Below are 19847 nucleotides of genomic sequence, written 5' to 3'. Positions count from 1 at the left end.
CGTGGCCGACATCACCATTACAAACCTGCAGCCGGATCGCGCCGCCGTCGCATCGCAATGGCAGCTCATCTGGTGGGCCTTCCGTCGGCATAAACTCGCCATGGTGGCGCTCGTCGTCACCGTGATGATGTATATCGTCGCGCTTGTTCCCGGCTTCTTCGCCATCAACGATCCGAACCTGCAGAATGCCCGGGCGACGTTTCACCCGCCGCAGAGATTGCACCTGATCGACACGACGAACGGCTTTTCCTTCGGGCTGCATTATTACCAGATGAAGCTCACCCGCGATCCGGAAACACTGGCGGCGATCTTCAAGGAGGACACGACGAAGCGCATCGATGTGCGGCTTTTCGGGAGCGGCTACGAATATTCCGTGCTCGGCCTCTTCAATAGCAACATCCACCTGCTCGCTTCGCCCGACAAGACGACGCCGCTGCTTCTCTTCGGCGCCGACAGGCTTGGGCGCGACGTCTTCAGCCGAACGGTGCAGGGCTCGCAGGTCTCGCTGTCGATCGGCCTCGTCGGCGTCTTCTTCTCGCTGATGCTCGGCATCGTGCTCGGCGGAATCTCGGGCTACTACGGTGGCCGCATCGATTTTTTCATGCAGCGGCTGATCGATTTCGTCCTGTCGCTGCCGACGATCCCGATCTGGCTGGCGATGGCCGCGGCGCTGCCGCAGGATTGGCCGGCGACGTTGCAATATATGATGATCACGATCATCCTGTCGCTGACCGGCTGGGCGCAACTCGCCCGCGTCGTGCGCGGCCGCTTCCTGTCCTTGCGCACCGAGGAGTTCGTCGCCGCCGCACGGCTCGACGGCGTTCGCGAAGGACGCATCATCTTCCGCCACATGCTGCCGAGTTTCGCCAGCCACATCATCGCCTCGATCACGCTCGCGGTGCCGGCGATGATCCTGGCCGAAACCTCGCTCTCCTTCCTCGGGCTCGGCCTGCAACCGCCGACGATCTCCTGGGGCGTGCTGCTGCGCGAGGCCCAGAACATCCGCTCGATCGCCACGGCACCCTGGCTCTTCATGCCGGGCTGCGCCGTCGTGGTCGCCGTCATGGCGCTCAACCTTCTCGGCGACGGCCTGCGCGATGCAGCCGACCCCTACAACAAATGAGGCCGGCATGACCGATATCATTGAGATTGCCGGCAAGCCGCTGCTCGAGGTGAAGAACCTCACGGTGGAATTCCCGCTGCGCACCGGCGTCTTCCGCGCAGTCCGCGACCTGTCCTTCGCGATCGAGCCGGGCAAGACGCTCTGCGTCGTCGGCGAAAGCGGCTCCGGCAAATCGGTGACGGCGCGATCGATCCTGCAGATCGTCGATGCGCCCGGCCGCATTGCCGGCGGCTCGATCATCCTGAACGACCAGAACGGCGCCTCGACCGATCTCACCAGCCTCAATCCGCGCGGGCGCCAGATCCGAGCGATCCGCGGCCGCGACATCGCCATGATCTTCCAGGAGCCGATGTCGTCGCTCTCGCCGATCCACACGGTTGGCAACCAGATCGTCGAGGCGCTTCGCCTTCACACCCGGATGAGCAAGGCTGAAGCGCGCGCCGAGGCCATATCGCTGCTGAAGCAGGTCGAGATCCTTCGCCCGAGAAAGCGCTGGATCGCTATGCCTTCCAATATTCGGGCGGCATGCGCCAGCGCGCGATGATCGCCATGGCGCTCGCCTGCAAGCCGCAGCTGTTGATCGCCGACGAACCCACCACGGCGCTCGATGTGACGACGCAGGCCGAAATCCTCGACCTGATCGCCCGGCTGCAGAAGGCAAACGGCATGGCGGTTCTCTTCATCACGCACGACATGGGTGTCGTGGCGCAGATCGCCGACGACGTGCTCGTCATGCACAATGGCGTTGCGAAGGAGTACGGGCCGGTCGAGCAGATCTTCCACGCGCCGCAGGACGATTATACCCGCATGCTGATCGGCTCGGTCCTGAAGCTGGAGGCGAAAGCCGAGATCCGCCTGGCGCGCCCGCCGCTCGACAGGACGAAAGCGCCGATCCTCGAACTGCGCAACGTGTCGATGGATTTCGGCGAGGTGAAGGCGCTGAACGATGTTTCCATCTCGCTGTTGCCGGGCGAAACGCTCGGCATCGTCGGCGAGAGCGGATCGGGCAAGACGACCATGGGCCGCTCGATCATGCGGTTGATCGATCCCTCCGCCGGCGAAATCCTCTATCGCCGCGCCGACGGCGGTATCATCGATCTCGCAACGGCAAAGGGTCCGGCGCTTGCCGCGGCGCGCCGCGAATTGCGCATGGTGTTTCAGGATCCGTTCGGCTCGCTCAACCCGCGCATGACCGTCTCGCAGATCATCGGCGAACCGCTGCTCGTCAACGGCATCGCCAGGGGGCGGGCGCTGGAGGATCGGGTCTGCCATCTGATGGAGCAGGTCGGGCTCGATCCGAGGGCGCGCGAACGCTATCCGCACGCCTTCTCCGGCGGCCAGCGCCAGCGCATCGGCATTGCCCGCGCCATCACGCTCGATCCGCGCGTCATCGTTGCCGACGAGGCGACCTCGGCGCTCGACGTCTCGGTGCGTTCGCAGGTACTCGATCTCCTGATGCGCCTGCAGGACGAGCTCGGCCTTGCCTATATCTTCATCAGCCACGATATCGGCGTCATCCGCTACATGTGCGACCGCGTCGGCGTCATGTACAAGGGCCAGCTCGTCGAAATCGGCGATGCCGAGAAGGTCTGCCGAACGCCCGAGCACGCCTATACGCAGGCGCTGCTTTCGGCGATCCCGCGCCCCGACCCGCGCGACCGGGATCACTCGCGGCGCTTCCGCTACCGCGAACCGGAGCATTTGAAGAACGGGAGCTCTCAGAGATGAAGATCGCCCGGGATCCGAACATTTCTCATTTCAATCGCTAGAAGGACAGAATGATGAAGATCGACCGTATGCGGGTTTTCATGACCCGCGATAAGGACCGCCCCCGCGTGATCGTCGCCCTCGATACCGATGACGGTCTTACGGGCTGGGGCGAATGCTACAATCACGGCCCCGACAAGGCGCTGCCGCCGCTGCTCGATTATCTCTACGGCTTTATATCAGGCCAGGACCCGACGCGGGTCGAGTACCTCGTCAACCTCTTGATCCAGCAGAGCCGGTTCCCGCCGGGCGCGCTGGGGCTCGCTGCGATCTCCGCGCTCGATCACTGCCTGTGGGACCTTGCGGCAAAGGCGGCGAACGTGCCTGTCTACAAGCTGCTCGGAGGCGAGGTGCGCGACCGCATCAAGGTCTATGCCGGCGTTTACACCGCGCCCGATGCGCCGGCCGCCCGCGAGGAATTCGACCGCCTGAAGGAAGAATGGGGATTCACTGCCTTCAAGCTCAGCCCTTGGCGGATCGACATGCATGCCCATCGCTGGGGCAATGTCGTGAAGGCGTCAGCGGATTATTTCCGTTCGCTTCGCGAAACCGTTAATGACGAATACGAGATCGCTTTCGACGCCCACGCGAAGATTTTCGAGCCGGTCGCCGCGCGCCAGCTCGGCAATGCGCTGGCGCCCTACGACCCGCTGTTTTACGAAGAGCCGCTGCGCCCCGAGAATATCGAGGCCTGGGGCGACCTGAAGCAGGGCCTGAACTGCGTCCTGGCAACGGGAGAGTCACTTTACAACAGAAACGAGTTCCTGCGGCTGCTGCAGGTCAAGGGCGCCGATCTGATCCAGCCCGACATCTGCGTCGTCGGCGGCATCAGCGAAATGCGCCGCATCGCTACGCTTGCCGAAGCCTATTTCGTCGGCGTCGCACCGCACAACCCGATGGGGCCGCTTGCAACGGCCGTCAACGTTCACTTCTCGGCCGCTGCGCAGAATTTCCGCATCCTAGAATACCGGCTGCCGAAAGGTCAGGCCTATGTCTATGGCGGTCTCGACATCGAGAAACGCCAAGGGGAAACCCGATACGTCGTCGATCCCTATCTGCCGAAGGACGGTTATCTCGAACTGCGTCCCGACCGGCCCGGTTGGGGTGTCGAAATGGACGAAAAGGCCATGGAGGAGGAAGGCTACATCCACTGGCAGCGGCGCGTGCCGAAGCGGCCGGACGGCTCCTACGCCTTCGCCTGAGGTAAAGAGACAGGAACAGGCCGCGCCCCCATGGACGCGGCCCGTTCCTGCCGGAGATAGCGGAGCCGGACAGGTGGGACGCTCGCCTGCCAATTCGTCGGCCACAGGGTGAAACCGAAAAAACCCCTGTGTTCATCATCCCTGTCGCGTTCGGTTAACACGGCTCACGGACGGAAACTCCCAGAATACGCGGCCTTCGGCCATTGAGCCGCGTGGTAGTGTTCAGCAAACAAAAGCCTATCTTACCGGGAGGGTTTTCTCGGGAAACGGAGAGGGCCTTATTCACGCAGTCGATGCGCACCAGCATTTCGCCGATGGCGTGCCGACTGTACGGCTATCGACCCGATACCAAAGCTTAGCCGTTTCGATACTTCCCGATAATATCCACCGAGATTACCGCTCGCTAACCTTGCCTGAATGCGGCCGCCAAGCGCCGGTGCATAAGGAGACCCGAGCCCATGTCACTCTTCCAAAGCGACTTTTCCGGCGCAAACGCCATCCGGCTTCCGACAGTGCGCCACGCCGAACATGGAGTAGATTCCATGCGGATCCTGCCCGCCGCCCACCAGCGCATGATCGGCCCCTTCGTCTTCCTGGAACAGCTCGGCCCACAGGCCTTCGCGGCAGGCGCGGACTTCGACATGCCGGCGCATCCCCATCTCGGCCTCGCGGCCGTCACCTATCTGACGGATGGCGAAATCATTCATCGCGACAGCCTTGGCGGCGTGCAGACAATCCGTCCCGGCGACGTGAACTGGATGACGTCAGGTTCCGGCATCGTGCATTCGGAGCGCACCTCGCCGGAGAGCAGGCTATCAGGAGGCGACTTTTTCGGTATTCAGGCCTGGGTCGCCCTTCCTACCCGCTTCGAAGAGATCGACGCCAGCTTTGCCCATCACGCGGCATCCGATGTGCCGAGACTCTACGCCGACGGCGTCGAATTCACCCTGATCGCCGGAGCATCCGACGGCCTCGCCGCGCCGGTCAAGACCCTGTCCGATCTGGTTTATGCCGAGATCGTACTCACCAGCGGCGCTCGATATCAGGTCAGGTCGGAGCACGTCGAACGCGCCGTCTACGTCGTTACGGGAGAGGTGGAGATCGTCGGCCAGGCCGGTATATTCGGCGAGGGCGAGTTGATCGTGCTGAAGCCCGGCGCCGAAATCATTCTCCGGGCGCCGGCCTACCATGCCGCGCGGATGATGCTTCTCGGCGGCGAACCGTTTCCCGAGCCGCGATACATGGATTGGAACTTCGTTTCCTCTTCGCCGGAACGGATCGAGCAGGCGAAGCAGGATTGGAGCCAGCAGCGCTTTCCAGCCATTCCGGGCGAAGACGATTTCATGCCTCGCTCCGTCCTGCCATGACGAGGGTGCGCGCGATGAGACCGTGTGTTTTGATGCGCTTTGCCAGCACCGGGCCGTCGTTCATTCGCATGGTGCCGGATGGAGACCGCAGGCGCAAAGCGGACGCCGCTTGAAAAAGGCCCGCCCCGAGGGGCAGGCCATACCGCTCCTGGAATAACAGAGCGGGGGGAACCTGGGTTACTCCGTGACCAGGTCTTCCGGAACCGGCCGCTTGTTCGAGACGGCGAGAGCCAAGCCAACCAGAATCACGGTCACGCCTGCAATGAACAAGCCACCAAGCCGATCACCAAATATAAGCGAGGCAGCGGTTATCCCGAACACCGGCTGAAGATATTGCACGCTTGCAGCCACACGGGCCGGGACGGCGCGAAGAATGAACAGCCAGAGCAAGAGGCCGGCGACCGTCACCATCACGCCAAGATAGACCGTTGTCCAAAGCGCCTGAACCGTGACCTCGTGTGGCGTGTTTGCCATCTCGATAGCCGCCAGAGGCAGGATCGCGACGAGACCTGCCAGCGCGTTCCACGCGGCAACTGGTAACGTGCCGTATTTGTTCGTCAGTTCGGCGCTCCAAATGTAGTAGAAAGCGATTGCGACCGCCGAAACCAGCATCCAGGCGACCCCTGTCACCGTTGTCTTCGACAGATCTTCAACCCCCGAGCCACTCCCGACCGCCACCATGGCGATCCCTGCGAAAGCGGCGAGAAGGCCGACCCAGTGCCTGCCTGCCACAGGCTGACCAAGGCGCACTGCGGCAAAAATCACGATGAAGATGGGGATCGTCGCCGACACGATGGTGCCGACGGATGCCGATGTTCCCTGCACCCCGAATGACTGGGCGACATTGCCCAGCGTGATGCCCATCACCCCGAGTGCAATAATGCTCGGTACAGCCCGGAGCGGCACCCGAAGGCGACCGGCTGCCAGCATGAGCAGCAACGGAACCGCGACGAGAAAGCGCATCGCGGTGAACATCAGCGGCGGGACTGTTTCCAGGCCGAGCTTCGTTATGGGGATCGAGAGCCCCCATATGACGGCAAGCAGGAACATAGCTGCAATGCTTCTCGTGGAAGCGGACGCATTGAAGGCAGTGGCGACGATTTGGGTCATACAGGCGATTCAATCATTGGAAGAAGCGTGCAAAACTGTCATTCATATGCTTTGCTCCTGATCCGCTGACAAACGATTGTTCCTCACAGGATGCGTGATCCCTGTTCACGCGTAGTGCCATGCTCAATCAACTTCCGCCGTTGCAAACCCTTCGCGCCTTCGAGGCGACTGCGCGACGTCTCTCCATGACGGGAGCGGCGGAAGAACTGCATCTGACGCACGGGGCCATCAGCCGACAGATCAAGGCGCTGGAGGCGCAGCTGGGGGTGGCACTCTTCCGTCGTCTAACCCGCAAGATCGAGTTGACCGAAGCCGGCGCATCTTTCTTCAGCACCGTCACGAGGCTTTTGTCCGAGCTTGCCCGCGAGGCGGAGTTCATCCGCAGCCGCAGCGATACAAAACGCCTCGTCATCAGCTCCGGCGTCTCCTTCGCCAGCAAGTGGCTGACACCACGTCTTCATAGGCTGATGGCGCAGCACCCGGATTTGGATGTGCACCTCGAAGTCACCGACACGTTGGTGGACTTCACAAAGAGCCAGGTCGACGTTGCTCTTCGTTATGGAGCGGGCGATTATCCTGCTGCGACAGCCGAGCGCATCATGAACGAGACGGTGTCACCGGTATGCGCCCCGTCCCTTCTGGAGCGTGTTGGTGGGCTTTCCAACCCTGCTGATCTGAACAAATGCCAGCTCATCCACGAGATCGGCATGACGACGACCTGGGAGCGATGGTTCGCATCGATGGGGCTGCCCTATTCGAAAACACGCGGTCCAGGCTACAGCCATGGCAGCATGTCGATCGAAGCTGCCATTCGAGGCGAAGGTGTCGCGCTGGGACGAAGTGTGCTGGTCGCCGAGGATCTTGCTCAAGGTCGACTCGTTGCCCTGTTCCCGGAAGCGAAACTGGACGTCGAGTGGGGCTATGATCTCGTCTACCGAACCGGAAACGGGGACCATCCGAAAGTCAGAGCACTCCGCAACTGGATCGTCGACGAGATAAAGGCAACGACCTAGAAGAAGCTTTTGATGGCGTGTAGCCCAGAAATTCTTGGTCAACGCGCCAGTGGGACACCGCAAGTGGAAGGCAAAGGATATCGCGATCCTTGGTTCCCAGCCCTCTAGACATCTTTCGGCAGCACTGAGCGAACCCTTGTGATGAAGACATGGAAGTCCCGCATGAAAGTGCGAAGGAAATCAGCGGTGGCGTCGTTGGTGACCTCGCCGTCGTCGGTGATGAGGCCGGGCGTGAACTGGATATAGGCTTCCGGAGCATTCATCTGGGGAGAGTTGCAGAAACTGAGCACGCTGCGCAAATTCTGCTGGGCGACTGCCGTGCCTATCGCGCCCGGCGACGTGCCGATCACCGCTGACGGCTTGCGTGTGAACGAGTTGGTGCCGTAGGGGCGGCTCGCCCAGTCGATTGCGTTTTTCAGGCCGCCGGGTATGGATCTGTTATATTCGGGCGTGACGAACAGCACGGCGTCGACGGCCGCGATATCAGCCTTGAACGCCTTGCCGGCCGGAGGGTAGTCGGCGTCATAGTCGTAGCTGTAGAGCGGCAGGTCCTTGAAGGATATCTCCGACATTTCAAGTTCCGGCGGGGCGAACAGCACCAACGCCTTGGCCAGCTTGCGGTTGATCGAGCCCTCGGCGAGGCTGCCGATGAGATAGCCTACTTTATGCGTGGTCACGGCGTTCTCCGATATCTCGCTTGAATCATGGAAGGGGTTGCTTGTCCTTTGATCGCCAGCAATTAATCGCCGACGAACGTCACCGTCTCGTCGAGGGGCGCGCGGCCCGTACGGGCGTAACTGACCGTGGGGTCCTCGTATCCGATCGACATGCCGCAGAAGAGGATGAGCCCCTCCGGAGGGGAGAGAGCCTCCGCGACCGTCTCGCGAACCTGAGACCAGGCCATCTGCGGGCAGCTGTGCAGACCTTCGGCGCGGAGCAGCAGCATGACGGTTTGCAGATACATGCCGACGTCGGCCCATTGGGGTGGGCCGAGATCACGGTCGATGTAGCAGAAGAGGGCGGCGGGCGCGCCGAAACAGTTCCAGTTGGCGATGGCTGCCCGCTGGCGCGCCTCCCAGTCCTCGCGTGCAATGCCAAGCGCGCTGTAGCGTTCCTTACCGAAGGCGGACCGGCGCTCGCCGTAAGGGGACTTCAGCACGGACGGGTACATCTCGTACTGGCGCTTGTCCCAGGGGTCGCCATGGGCGACGCGCTCGACGGCAGATGTCTTGAGTTCCGCCAGAGATGCGCCGGTCATCACGTAGGTGTTCCACGGCTGGATGTTCGATCCCGACGGCGACCAGGCCGCGGCCGACAGCACACGCTCGAGCAATTCCCTCGCAACAGGCTGGTCTTTGAATCCGCGCACCGACCGCCGGCTTTTGACTGCATCATATACGTCCATCATCACCTCCATGCCGCCAGCCGTTCGTTACGTTCGAACGCCATGCGGTCGTCGATGTGATCCATTATCGCCATCCGCAATGGAGGCGGAATCACACCGTGGTCTAGGAGGCGTACGTCAAACGTACATCAGGGACCGACGCGATACGGGGCCAGGTAGGCGAAGCAACGCAGAGTCCCGTGCCATGGCATCCCGGCTGGATCACCAGCCCCCGGCCTGGGTCACCAGCCGGAAGAGCAACGCTTCGCCGTTTCGTCAGGTGCCCACGGCTCGGATATATTCCGCGTTGGCGTGACGGTGCGTTCCGAAGATGTCGGCGAGCGTATCGAGCATCGTTCTGACCGCGCCGGAATGAAGGGAATAGTAGATCGTCTGGGCAGCCCTTCGCGTCCGCACGAGTTCCTGTTCCCGGAGAATGGACAGATGCTGGGAGGTCGAAGATTGGCTCAATCCCACCTCGTCGGCCAGAACCGTCACGGAGAGCTCTCCTTGGGCCAGCAGACGCAGGATGTGAAGTCGTTTGGCATTTCCCATTGCCGACAAGAAGTTTGCTTCGTTATCGAAGGCGTTGGTTTCAGACGCGGCTGACGAGCGATTGTTCATGGCGAGATCTCCTTCAAGGAACCAAAGCCGGGCATCAAGTCATATCCCCGCGCTTTAATTTAGGGATACCGCATGCGAGCGAGATCGGAAGCCACTGTCGCGGCCGCGCGGTCGTTTTTGGCGCGAATTGGATACATGGCGCACCATTTGGACATCAAAGGCAGGCCACATCGGGCGTCTACCGGGAAAACCCCAAGGGAAACCGGCCGTCCGCGGCTGGGCAGGGATCTAAGGCGCGGCAAGCGAATCTCAAGGGCGCGGCATGCTCAGCGCACGCCGGCGGCCTGGCGCATCTGCGCGGGTAGCGTTTCCCACGCCCGGATCAGCTCGCCAATGGAGGCGGCTTCCATCTTGTGCATGACGTTGCTGCGATGCAGCTTGACCGTCACTTCGCTGATGCCGAGGTCGAAGGCGATCTGCTTGTTCAATCGTCCGCGCGCCACTTCATGCAGCACCTCCCGCTCGCGCTGCGTCAGCGTCTCCAGGCGTTCGATATTGCGGTTGGCGATGGCCGCTTCCGCCCGCCGTTCGCCGTCCATGGCGATCGCCGCGGTCACGGCGTCGAGCAGCGTCTGGTCCCGCACCGGCTTGGTGAGAAAATCAACGGCGCCGGCCTTCATTGCCTGGACGGTCATCGGGATGTCGCCGTGCCCTGTCAGGAAGATGATCGGCTTGGTGATGCCGTTTTCGGCCAGATGGCTTTGCAGATGAAGACCGCTTGCTCCCGGCATGCGCACATCGAGGATCAGGCAGCCGGGGTTCTCCAATATTTCGGCATCGAGCAATTCGCGGGTGGAGGCGAAGCTGGCGGGATGGAAGCCTGCCGACAGGATCAGTTCCGACAGTGCCTCCCGGACGGATGCGTCGTCATCGACGATGATGACCAGCGGCCGCTCCTCTTTGCTTCTGCGCTGCAGTGATGACGGCGCCGATCTCCGGGCCAAAGTCTGGTCAACTCTCATGTCACCCTCCGTCTCTATTTGTGCAAAGCGTTGGCGATGGCCGTGAGCAGCGCCTGGGCATCGAAGGGCTTGCGGAAAAATCCGCCGGCGCCTTGCGCGCGGCCCTGATCGGCGATCTCGTGGCGACCGGTGATGAGGAATACCGGCAGTTCCGGGCGCGATTTCCGCACCAGGTCACGTAGTTCGAAGCCGTCGATACCGGGCATTCCGATATCGGTGATGAGCAGGTCGAGGTCCGACAGGCCGTTGACCAGCAGCGAGCCCGCCGACGAGAAGCCGCGGGCCACATAGCCTGCCGATTCCAGAAGGTCGCCCATCGATTCCAGAAGCCTTGGATCGTCATCGACAACTGCCACGACATGTCTTGTCTCGTTCATGAAGAATTCCCTCCCACACGGCGTGAGTGGGTGATCGGTATTTCCAATCTCTCCGCGATCCGCACGAGGTCGGCGAGCGACGCCGCCGCCATTTTCTGCATCACGTTTCTTCTGTGGATCTGCAGCGTGACCTCGCTGATCCCGAGTTCGGCGGCCGCCTGCTTGTTGAGAAGACCGCTGACGACGAGCGGCAGCACCTCGCGCTCGCGCGGCGTCAGGTCGAGGTAATGCTGTTTCAGCATGTCGAGCTCGGCGCGTTCGGTCCGCTTGTGGCGATCCTGGGCGATGGCCGCCTGGATCGCCGCCATCAGATCCTCGTCGCTGAACGGCTTGGTCAGGAAATCCACGGCACCGCGCTTGATCGCGCGTACGGAAGAGGGAATGTCGCCATGTCCCGTAATGAAGACGATCGGCGGATGATCGCCATCGGCGATCTGTCCCTGCAGGTCGAGGCCGTTGATATCAGGCAGCTCGATATCGAGGATGAGGCAGGCAGGAAGATCGGGCTTTTCCGCCGTCACATAGTCGCCGGCCGACTCGAAGGCGACGGCATGCATGCCATGCGATCCATGAGCTCGCCGAGGGCTTCGCGAATGCGTTCATCGTCATCCACGATGAAGACTATATGGTCATCTGGCCTCATGGCGCCGCCTTCGTTTCAATGGGCAATGTGAAGATCAACGTCGCTCCGCGCGGTTCGTTCTTCTCCGCCCATAATCTTCCGCCATGCACCTCGACGATCGAGCGGCAGATCGCAAGCCCCATGCCGATGCCGTTTTCCTTCGTCGTGAAGAAAGGTTCGAACATCCTTTCGGGAAACTCGATGCCCTGGCCGTGATCGCTAACTCTGGTCTCAACGACATTCCCAGCCTGGTGAGCGCGTATCTCGATCACCCTGTCGTCTGCCGTCGCCTCCATCGCCTCGATGCCGTTGCGAATGAGATTGATCAGAACCTGCTGGATCTGGATTCGGTCGATTGCGATGAAGGGCAGGGCGCCGTCAATCTTGGTGTCGAGGCGGACACGCCGCCGCCAGGCCTCGTCGGCCATCAGGCCGCGTACTTCCTCGATGATGCTGGAGAGCGTCGTCTGAATTCTCCTGTCCACGGATTGCTTGAACAGGGCGCGTATGCGGCTGACGACGTCCGCCGCCGAATTGGCGTCCCGGATGATGCGCTCGACCGTCCTCTGTGCCCGCTCCATGTTCGGCGGCTCGGCCATCAGCCAGCGCTGGCAGGCATGCGAATTCGCCACGACGGCTGCCAGCGGCTGGTTCACCTCATGCGCGATGGAGGCCGAAAGCTCGGCGAGGCTTGCCACCTGGCTTGCCCGCGCAAGGCCTTCGCGCGCCTGACGCAGATCTTCCTCCGCCCGAACTTCGGCGTCGATATCGAGGCATATGACGTTCCACTGGACGATGACGCCTTCGGCATTGCGCATCGGCGCCGCGCGTGTCTCGACCCAGCGATATTCGCCGTCGAACCGCCGCAAACGATGCCGGCGCGCATAGGGCTCGCCGGTGCGCAATGAATGGGCATAATTCTCCTTGACCTCCGCCACGTCATCGGGATGAACGCCGGCATCGAGCGTGGCGTCCAGCCGGGTTTTCCCCGTTCCATCAAGTTCTTCGAGCTTGTAACCGAGGAAGTCGCGTAGCTGAGGGTTGCGGTATATCGGTTCTCCGTCCGGAGCGGCGCAATCGATCATTGCAGGCAGCGTTTCGACGATCTGCCAGAGCGAACGCTCGCTTTCGCGCAGCTCCTCCTGGATGCGCAGTTGATCGTCGATGTCATGCGTCAGGCCGTACCATTGAATGATCTGCCCGTTTTCATCCCTGAGCGGCTCGGCGCTGCCTTTGACCCAGCGGTAGACGCCATCGGCGCGCCGCAGGCGATACTGTTTGGCGAAGCGTTCGCCGGTGGCGAAGGAATGCTGGAGTGCTTCGGTGAGGCCGGCGGCATCGTCAGGATGGATGGCGGCATCGATGAAGGCGGCAAGCCGGCTGGGACCCTGCGTTTCCATATCGTTGATATCGAGACCGAGAAAATCGATCAGGCGCTGGTTGAAGAAAGCCGGGGTGCCTTCCGGATCAAGCCGCCAGAGCAGGCTCGGAACTATGTCCACCAGCTGCGAGAGCTCGCGCTCCCGGTCGCGCAGCGCTTCCTGCGCGCGCATCTCGTCATCGATATCGACCGAGATGACGTACCACTGGGTGATTCCGCCGTTCTGATCCCGAAGCGGCTCGGCGCGGCCGTCGACCCAGCGATAGGCTCCGTCGAAGCGGCGCATGCGGTACTTGATCGAGAAGGGGTCGCCGCTGACGAGGGAGCGATGAACCGTGTCGAGCAGCCGCGGCGCATCATCGGGATGAACCAGGGTATTTATGACGGACGACAGGCGGCTCATGCCCGGCCTGTCCATGTCCCCGACGTCGAGACCGAAGAAATCGATCAGGCGCTTGTTGAAGAAGACGGGCTCGCCCGTCGGCGTCAGACGCCTGATCTGGGCGGGGACCATGTCGACGAGTTGCGAGAGTTCGCGCTCGCGCTCGCGCAGGGCCTCGAGCGCACGTACCTCCTCGTCGACATCAAGCGTAACGCCGTACCACTGCACGACTTTTCCGTCATCGTCGCGCCGCGGTTCCACTCTGCATTCGGCCCAGCGATAGACGCCGCCCTGTTCCAGCCGGCGAAACCGCATCGTGGTGCCTTCGCCGGTTTCGAAGCAATGCCGCAAGGTGCGCTGAACATCGGGCGCATCCTCGGGATGGATCAGTTGGTGCAGAAGACCTTCGATGGTCGGCTCGCCGAGAGCATCGAAATCAGCAATGACGGCGCGAAAATCGTCCTGATAGCGCTTGTTGAAGTAGATCGAGCCGCCCGTGGGCTCGACGCTCCATACGCGGACCGGGATGGCATCGATCATCTGCCGAAGCCGCAACTCGCTATCCCTGACCGCCTTTTCGGCATGCACCTGATCGTCGATGTCGTGGCAAACGCCGTGCCACTGAACGATATTCCCCATCTGATCCCGCATCGACTCGGCGCGGCTCGACATCCAGTGATAAATGCCGTCGGCGCGGCGGAGCCGATACCGCATGACGAAATTTTCGCCTGTGGCGAAGCATTGGTTGAGCGCATCGCGGAAGCCGGCCGCATCATCGGGATGAATGATGGCCTCGGTGACCGCCTCCAGCCTGCTCATGCCGGGCCTGTCCGAATCCGCCACGTCGAAGCCGAGGAAATCGACCATGCGCTTGTTGAAGAAGGTCGGCTCGCCTTCGGGCGTCAGGCGCCAGACGTGGCTCGGCACCATGTCGACGAGCTGCGAGAGCTCCTGCTCCCGTTCACGCAATGCCTCCACGCTTTGGCGCAGCGAAAGCGCTGCCAGCTGGTGCTGGCGGGATATGGCGGCAACGATCAGCGCCGAAAGCGCCGAGATCGCCAGAAAAAGCTGCAGCATGATCTGCTTGTGTTTCTGGGATTCCGGATCGCCCGCGAATTCGCCGGCGCCCGTTATCGTGAAGACTGCCGTGATCAGCGCCAGCAGCACGAGCGAGACCGCCGCGCCTTTGAACTCGAAGCGGACTGCGGCCCACAGAAGAGGCGGCATGATGATATAGGCGAAGGGAAGGTAGCCGCTCAGCGAAAGAGCGGCGACCGCGAGGAAGATGAGCCCGAGAACGAAAGCTTCCATCCATTGCGTGGGCGAGAGCTTTGGTTTGCCCCGCCAGCTATGGAGCACGACAAGCGCCAATGGCGCCACGATGAGGACGCCGGTTGCATCGCCGATCCACCATAGCGGCCATGCGGTCACGAAGGATTGCGACAGGATGCCGAACCAGGCGAGCGTCGCACTGCCCACGGTCGCGCTGACGATCGGAGCGATCCCGGCGCCGAGCGCGACGAAAGCAAGGACTTCCTGCAGGCTCTCGAGCCTCACCGGCCGCTTCAGGACGCGGTTGACGAGCCAGGCTCCCACGATCGCTTCAAGCGCGTTGCCGACATAGATCAGGAAGGCGGCAGGCGGCGAACTGTGAAACCACAGGACATTGCTGAACATCTCCGCAAGGCAGCCTCCCGATACCCACCAGGGCCAGCTGTAGCCGGAGCTGAGAATAAGGGTCGCGAGGAAAAGCCCGCTCGCCGGCCAGATGGAAATGCCGGTTCCGGGCACGATCGCCAGAGATTGCGCGAAGCCGCAGGCCAGCACGTAGGCGGCGATAAAGAACCCCAGATGCAGAAGCTTGGGGCGGTGCGACCAGACGTTCATCATAAACTGCTCCTGCCGGACGGAGATGACCGGGGAAGCGTCCGCATGTTCTGCGGCGGTTGGTTTCGATTTCTGGACCGGCGAGCTCATGTCCGAACCGTAATCCTGGCTCACCACAACCGCAACTCATGGAAACCCATGCATTGCGCGCGGATATAGTTGGAACTCCGGAATGAAGAGCTGCGGGAGCCCGCTTCTGCGATCGAACATCCTATCCCTGAGGCGGGCTCGCCTACGCCCAAGGACCAGGACGCCGGACCTCAGGGACGATGGAAGGCCCATGGTTTTCCGGTCATTGTCGCCCAGGCGCGGGCGTTGGACCGAGGTGGCCGAGACAGAGAGGATGCCGATATGAAGATCATGGTAGCAGGAGCAAGCGGCCTTGTCGGAACGCAACTCACGACGAGGCTGCGCCTGTCGGGGCACGATGTCACGGCCGCATCCATGACGTTTGGCGTCGACACGGTGACGGGCGAGGGTCTCGAAGCCGCGATGGCGGGCAGCGAAATCGTCATCGATGTGACCAATGCCGCATCCTTTGGCGACAATACGGCATTCGATTTCTTCAGGACGTCGACGAAGAACCTGCTTGCTGCCGCCGCGGCAGCCGGCGTCAGGCACTATCTCGCTCTCTCCGTCGTCGGCACGCCATACCTCGTCGAAAGCGACTATTTCCGTGCGAAGGCCGTGCAGGAGAATCTCATCCGCGCCTCGGACCGGCCCTATACGATCCTGCGTTCGACGCAGTTCTACGAATTCATAAATGGATTGATCGACATCGGCGTCGAAGGCGATCTCTTTCGCTTGCCTCCGACCGCCATGAGGCCGGTCGCCGCACGGGAAGTCGCCGCATTCCTGGCGGAACTGGCGGTCGGCAAGCCATTGCGCGATATCGTCGAAATTGGCGGTCCGGAACAGTTCGGCATCGATGAAATCGCCCGGATCTATCTCGCCGCAGACGAAGACCCGCGGCAGGTGGTGACCGATCCCTCCGCCTCCTATTTCGGCGTCGAGCTCACCGGCAGCGTCCTGCTTCCAGGTGCTGCCGCGCGCATGGCGAACGAGAAGCTCTCGGACTGGCTCTACCAATCGACGGCCGCCTAGCCACCGGCTTGAATTTTTTCGCGCGAGGTAATACCTTTGAGAAGAAGAGTATTACAAAGGCGCTCGACATGGCCACGACCGTTACCGCCAAAGGGCAGGTGACCATACCCAAGCCCGTTCGGGATCTGCTCGGCATCGTTCCCGGCAGTCAGGTCGATTTTCACCGCGCCGCCGACGGCAGCGTGGTTCTGACGCGCGCCGATAAGAAGCGGCCGGCGAGCCGCTTCGAGAAGCTGCGCGGCCACGCTGGCAAGGGCCTTGATACCGACGCCATCATGGCTTTGACGCGCGGCGAATCGTGACGTTCGTCGATACCAATGTTCTGCTCGATCTCGTAACCGACGACCCGAAATGGTCGGACTGGTCGATCGCCCAACTCGAGGCGGCAAGCATCGAAGGCCCCCTGCTGATCAACGATGTGATCTATGCCGAACTTGCCGTCCGATACGAAAGGATCGAGACCCTCGAAGCATTTGTCAAAGCGGCCGGCCTCGACATGACGCCGATGCCGAAGGCCGCCCTGTTTCTCGCGGGCAAGGTCTTCACCCAGTATCGCAAGGCGGGTGGGACGCGCACCGGCGTCCTTCCCGATTTTTTCATAGGCGCTCACGCCGCCGTGCAGCAGCTGCCGCTCCTGACGCGCGATGTCGGCCGCTATCGCAGTTATTTCCCTTCTCTGAAATTGATTGCGCCCGGTTCCTGAAGCCGGCCTGCGCGACGTTCAAAAAAGCTTCATGGAAGCTCTGGGTTGAAAAGTTGCAGCCCTGCTCCAAATTCCGTCGGCGGTCGCCGAAACGGGAGGGAGCATGCATATCGACGGGATCGGACGAGCCAAATCGTCCTTGGCTTTTGTTCTCGGCCTCCTTTTCCTCCTCTTCTGCCCGCAGGCCTTTGCAGCACCCGCCGATATCGGCGGTTTGACGGTGAGCCTGCCTGATGCCGCCGCCGGCTGGAAAAAAGCCGCCAAGGGCGATCTCTTCATGCTGCAGAAGGATTTTCCGGAGACGGGGGACGACAAGCGCGGCAGCGCGTTGATCCAGATCTCCACCCCCATCGCGGCAGCACGCAGTTCGCTCCCGGCAGGCCTCAGGACCTTCGTCTCGACGCTTCCAGAAATGGCCAAGGAAGACATTCTCATCAAGCATTACGGGGTCACCGTGAACGGCCACGATATCCGCGTGGAGGAACGCTGCTGCGTCCAGCAGCAGGAGGTGAGCATCAAGCAGATCGTCGTCGGCATCGCCGGTGACAAGCGTCAGGCCTATCTGCAGCTCGTGCTTTTGAACGTCAGCGGCGACAGAGGCAGTGGCGCCGAGGCCGATTTCGAGGCTATCGTGCGCTCGCTGAAGCTCGATCCTTCCGACAAGGATTTCGATCTCGCGCCGGCGAGCGACGATGGCGGGCTCGACGGCGTCTTCACCCATCTCGATACCGGCGTTCGGCCGAATGTCTTCGGCGGCATGGACCTCTATTCCGACAGCGAGATCAACGTGTTCGACCCGAAAGGCCTGTTCAGCACGGAACTGCCGAAGGGCGGACGGAACATTGTCGAGCATTGCAAGGACAATCCGACCGATTGCGGCCTCTACCGGCTTGCGGGCGGCGGCTTCTTCTCTTCCGCCGGTTCGATCGAAATGCGCAGCGTCACCTCTCCTTACGGAACGATCGAGATCGAGGCCAAGAGCTTCTCGAAGAAGGGGCAAGACCTGGTGATCGACGATGCCGACTATCGCGCCGTGCCGCCGTTCGAGGATGGCACCACCCTTGACGGCACATGGGTCTATACCTTCGCATCGAGCGGCATGACCATGACATCCTCGGGATCGGTCGCCGCAAGCCGCGAGCTGACGCTGCATAAGAACGGCGCTTTCGAACGCACCGGCTGGTCCGGCGTTTCGATGACCAATGAGATCGGCGGATCGCAAGGCGACCGGCCTGGTTCCAGCGGACGCTACAGGCTTTCCGGCTATCGCCTCGACCTGACCGATGCGAGCGGCAAGACGGAGAGCATGAGCATTTTCGAACCTGACAAAGGCTCCGATGGACTGCTGGTGATCAACGGCACCAACTACCTTAGAGATGACGGGCAATAGCCCGGTGAGGTGAGAATTCTCATGATTGGAAGAGGCGCGGCGAACGCGCCGGCCTTTGTCGCCCGTCGTGGCGAACCGTAGGACTTTGCTCGCATATTTGCCCGAATCGACCGCGTGCGGGACGCTTATCTTGAAGCGGCGAAACACGCGTTTTGGTTAAGCATTTGTAATTCGGTCACGAATCGAGGCATATAGTAACTGCGCAACTGAAGCGCTTTCGTTCAAAATTGCGCAGTTACGCAGGAAAGAGATCATGCAGCCGAGTCTTGCTCTTCAAGATGATCAAGAGCACCTTCCGTCGCTTCTGGCAACGGATGCGAAGGAGTTATCCTACCAACTTCAGCAGCATCAGGCCAAAATCTTTCCGCCGTTGTCGCAAAAGACGATCCGGACATTTTCGCCGGCCGAAGCCGCGGCCTTCATCGGTATCGGCGAAGGCTATCTCCGGCAGGTGGCCGCCGACGGCCACGGGCCCGATCCGCTCGCAAACGGGCGCAGGCTCTACAGCGCCACCGACATGGACCGGATTCGCCGGGTTCTCGATGAGCGCAACGGTACGCCGAAATATGTGCCGGCCCGCAGGCCGGGCGAAAAGCTGCAGATCGTCTCCGTCATGAATTTCAAGGGTGGTTCCGGCAAGACCACCACCGCGGCTCACCTGGCGCAATTCATGGCGCTCCGGGGCTACCGCGTGCTTGCCGTCGATCTCGATCCGCAGGCATCCCTGTCAGCCCTGTTCGGCCATCAGCCGGAATTCGACGTCGGGGAAGGCGAGACGATCTACGGCGCGATCCGCTACGATCAGCCGCGCCCCATCGCCGACATCGTGCGCGCCACCTATACGCCCAATCTGCATCTTATTCCCGGCAATCTGGAGCTGATGGAATTCGAGCACGAGACCCCGAAGGCCATGGCATCGGGCACGGCCGAGACGATGTTCTTCGCCCGCATCGGCGAGGTGCTGACCGATATCGAAAGCCTTTACGACGTCGTGGTCGTCGACTGCCCGCCGCAGCTCGGTTTCCTCACGATGTCGGCGCTCTGCGCGGCGACATCGGTGCTGATCACCGTCCATCCGCAGATGCTCGACGTCATGTCGATGTCGCAGTTCCTGACGATGACCAGCGAATTGATGTCGGTCGTCGAGAAGGCCGGCGGGCGCACCAGCTATGACTGGATGCGTTATCTCGTGACCCGCTTCGAACCGAATGACGGGCCGCAGAGCCAGATGACCGGCTTCATGCGGGCGATTTTCGGCAATCGCATGCTCCGCAATGCCATGGTGAAATCGACGGCCGTCGCCGATGCCGGCGTCACCAAGCAGACCCTTTACGAGGTCGAGCGGTCGCAATTCACCCGCGGGACCTATGATCGGGCTCTGGAGTCCCTCAACCTCGTGAATGGCGAGATCGAGGCGCATATCCGCTCCACCTGGGGAAGGAAATAGAG

Annotated in this window: 17 protein-coding genes and 2 pseudogenes; 11 read left to right on the top strand and 8 right to left on the bottom strand. The window is 61.8% G+C overall.

All coding sequences use genetic code 11. From position 1 onward, the window contains the following. The first annotated feature begins 1 nt into the window (after position 1). From NE852_RS28950 to NE852_RS28935, 5 genes and pseudogenes are all read left to right on the top strand, one after another. Complete coding sequence (locus tag NE852_RS28950) at positions 2-1123, top strand: ABC transporter permease (RefSeq protein ID WP_008532493.1); 1122 nt, start codon at positions 2-4, stop codon at positions 1121-1123. Then, a pseudogene (locus NE852_RS32805) lies at positions 1098-1663 on the top strand (ATP-binding cassette domain-containing protein); the annotation flags it as partial. The gene NE852_RS28950 and the pseudogene NE852_RS32805, both read left to right, overlap by 26 nt. Next, positions 1649-2851, top strand: a complete 1203-nt coding sequence (locus tag NE852_RS28945; protein WP_374992021.1) for an ATP-binding cassette domain-containing protein — start codon at positions 1649-1651, stop codon at positions 2849-2851. The pseudogene NE852_RS32805 and the gene NE852_RS28945, both read left to right, overlap by 15 nt. Before the next feature lie 53 nt (positions 2852-2904). Further along, entirely contained in the window at positions 2905-4092 is a 1188-nt protein-coding gene (locus NE852_RS28940; protein ID WP_258157195.1) for a galactarate dehydratase, read from the top strand. 458 nt (positions 4093-4550) lie between these two features. Beyond that, a complete protein-coding gene (locus NE852_RS28935; RefSeq protein ID WP_258157136.1) occupies positions 4551-5459 on the top strand; it encodes a pirin family protein in 909 nt (302 codons plus the stop codon). Positions 5460-5636: 177 nt separating this feature from the next. Here the strand turns inward: NE852_RS28935 and NE852_RS28930 are convergent, their stop codons facing one another. Then, positions 5637-6509 (bottom strand): DMT family transporter, encoded by an 873-nt coding sequence (locus NE852_RS28930; RefSeq protein WP_008532502.1) that lies wholly within the window; start codon positions 6507-6509, stop codon positions 5637-5639. Between the two features lie 179 nt (positions 6510-6688). Here NE852_RS28930 and gcvA point away from each other — a divergent pair, with 179 nt between their 5' ends. After that, positions 6689-7582: a transcriptional regulator GcvA gene (gcvA, locus tag NE852_RS28925; protein WP_008532503.1), complete on the top strand. Its 894-nt coding sequence runs from the start codon at positions 6689-6691 to the stop codon at positions 7580-7582. A gap of 104 nt (positions 7583-7686) precedes the next feature. On the opposite strand, the gene NE852_RS28920 is transcribed toward gcvA, so the two are convergent. The 7 genes and pseudogenes from NE852_RS28920 to NE852_RS28890 form a co-directional block, all read right to left on the bottom strand. Next, positions 7687-8259 (bottom strand): NADPH-dependent FMN reductase, encoded by a 573-nt coding sequence (locus tag NE852_RS28920; RefSeq protein WP_008532504.1) that lies wholly within the window; start codon positions 8257-8259, stop codon positions 7687-7689. Positions 8260-8321: 62 nt separating this feature from the next. Next, positions 8322-8987 (bottom strand): nitroreductase, encoded by a 666-nt coding sequence (locus NE852_RS28915; protein ID WP_008532505.1) that lies wholly within the window; start codon positions 8985-8987, stop codon positions 8322-8324. 255 nt (positions 8988-9242) lie between these two features. After that, positions 9243-9590, bottom strand: coding sequence for a helix-turn-helix transcriptional regulator (locus tag NE852_RS28910; RefSeq protein WP_008532507.1), 348 nt, complete (start codon positions 9588-9590; stop codon positions 9243-9245). 266 nt (positions 9591-9856) lie between these two features. Next, positions 9857-10552 carry a response regulator transcription factor gene (locus tag NE852_RS28905; RefSeq protein WP_008532508.1) on the bottom strand — a complete coding sequence of 232 codons (696 nt, stop codon included), beginning with the start codon at positions 10550-10552 and terminating at the stop codon, positions 9857-9859. Positions 10553-10566: 14 nt separating this feature from the next. Beyond that, entirely contained in the window at positions 10567-10929 is a 363-nt protein-coding gene (locus NE852_RS28900; protein WP_008532509.1) for a response regulator, read from the bottom strand. Continuing rightward, positions 10926-11572: pseudogene (locus NE852_RS28895) on the bottom strand (response regulator transcription factor). Before NE852_RS28895 ends, NE852_RS28900 begins: the two are co-directional and overlap by 4 nt. After that, positions 11569-15204, bottom strand: a complete 3636-nt coding sequence (locus tag NE852_RS28890; protein ID WP_258157135.1) for a PAS domain-containing protein — start codon at positions 15202-15204, stop codon at positions 11569-11571. The pseudogene NE852_RS28895 and the gene NE852_RS28890 overlap by 4 nt, the downstream one beginning before the upstream one ends. Before the next feature lie 348 nt (positions 15205-15552). On the opposite strand from NE852_RS28890, the gene NE852_RS28885 reads away from it, so the two are divergent. From NE852_RS28885 to repA, 5 genes are all read left to right on the top strand, one after another. After that, positions 15553-16305 carry an SDR family oxidoreductase gene (locus tag NE852_RS28885; RefSeq protein WP_258157134.1) on the top strand — a complete coding sequence of 251 codons (753 nt, stop codon included), beginning with the start codon at positions 15553-15555 and terminating at the stop codon, positions 16303-16305. Positions 16306-16373: 68 nt separating this feature from the next. Further along, a complete protein-coding gene (locus NE852_RS28880) occupies positions 16374-16607 on the top strand; it encodes an AbrB/MazE/SpoVT family DNA-binding domain-containing protein (protein WP_258157133.1) in 234 nt (77 codons plus the stop codon). After that, positions 16604-17008: a type II toxin-antitoxin system VapC family toxin gene (locus NE852_RS28875; protein ID WP_258157132.1), complete on the top strand. Its 405-nt coding sequence runs from the start codon at positions 16604-16606 to the stop codon at positions 17006-17008. The genes NE852_RS28880 and NE852_RS28875 overlap by 4 nt, the downstream gene beginning before the upstream one ends. Positions 17009-17111: 103 nt before the next feature. Beyond that, positions 17112-18398 carry a hypothetical protein gene (locus tag NE852_RS28870; protein ID WP_008532523.1) on the top strand — a complete coding sequence of 429 codons (1287 nt, stop codon included), beginning with the start codon at positions 17112-17114 and terminating at the stop codon, positions 18396-18398. Between the two features lie 253 nt (positions 18399-18651). After that, positions 18652-19845: a plasmid partitioning protein RepA gene (gene repA / locus NE852_RS28865; RefSeq protein WP_008532524.1), complete on the top strand. Its 1194-nt coding sequence runs from the start codon at positions 18652-18654 to the stop codon at positions 19843-19845. Positions 19846-19847 lie beyond the last annotated feature (2 nt).

Origin of the sequence: Rhizobium sp. Pop5 (assembly GCF_024721175.1) — a bacterium.
In the GTDB taxonomy this organism is placed as follows: Bacteria; Pseudomonadota; Alphaproteobacteria; order Rhizobiales; family Rhizobiaceae; genus Rhizobium.
This window is presented reverse-complemented; position numbering and strand designations above follow the sequence as displayed.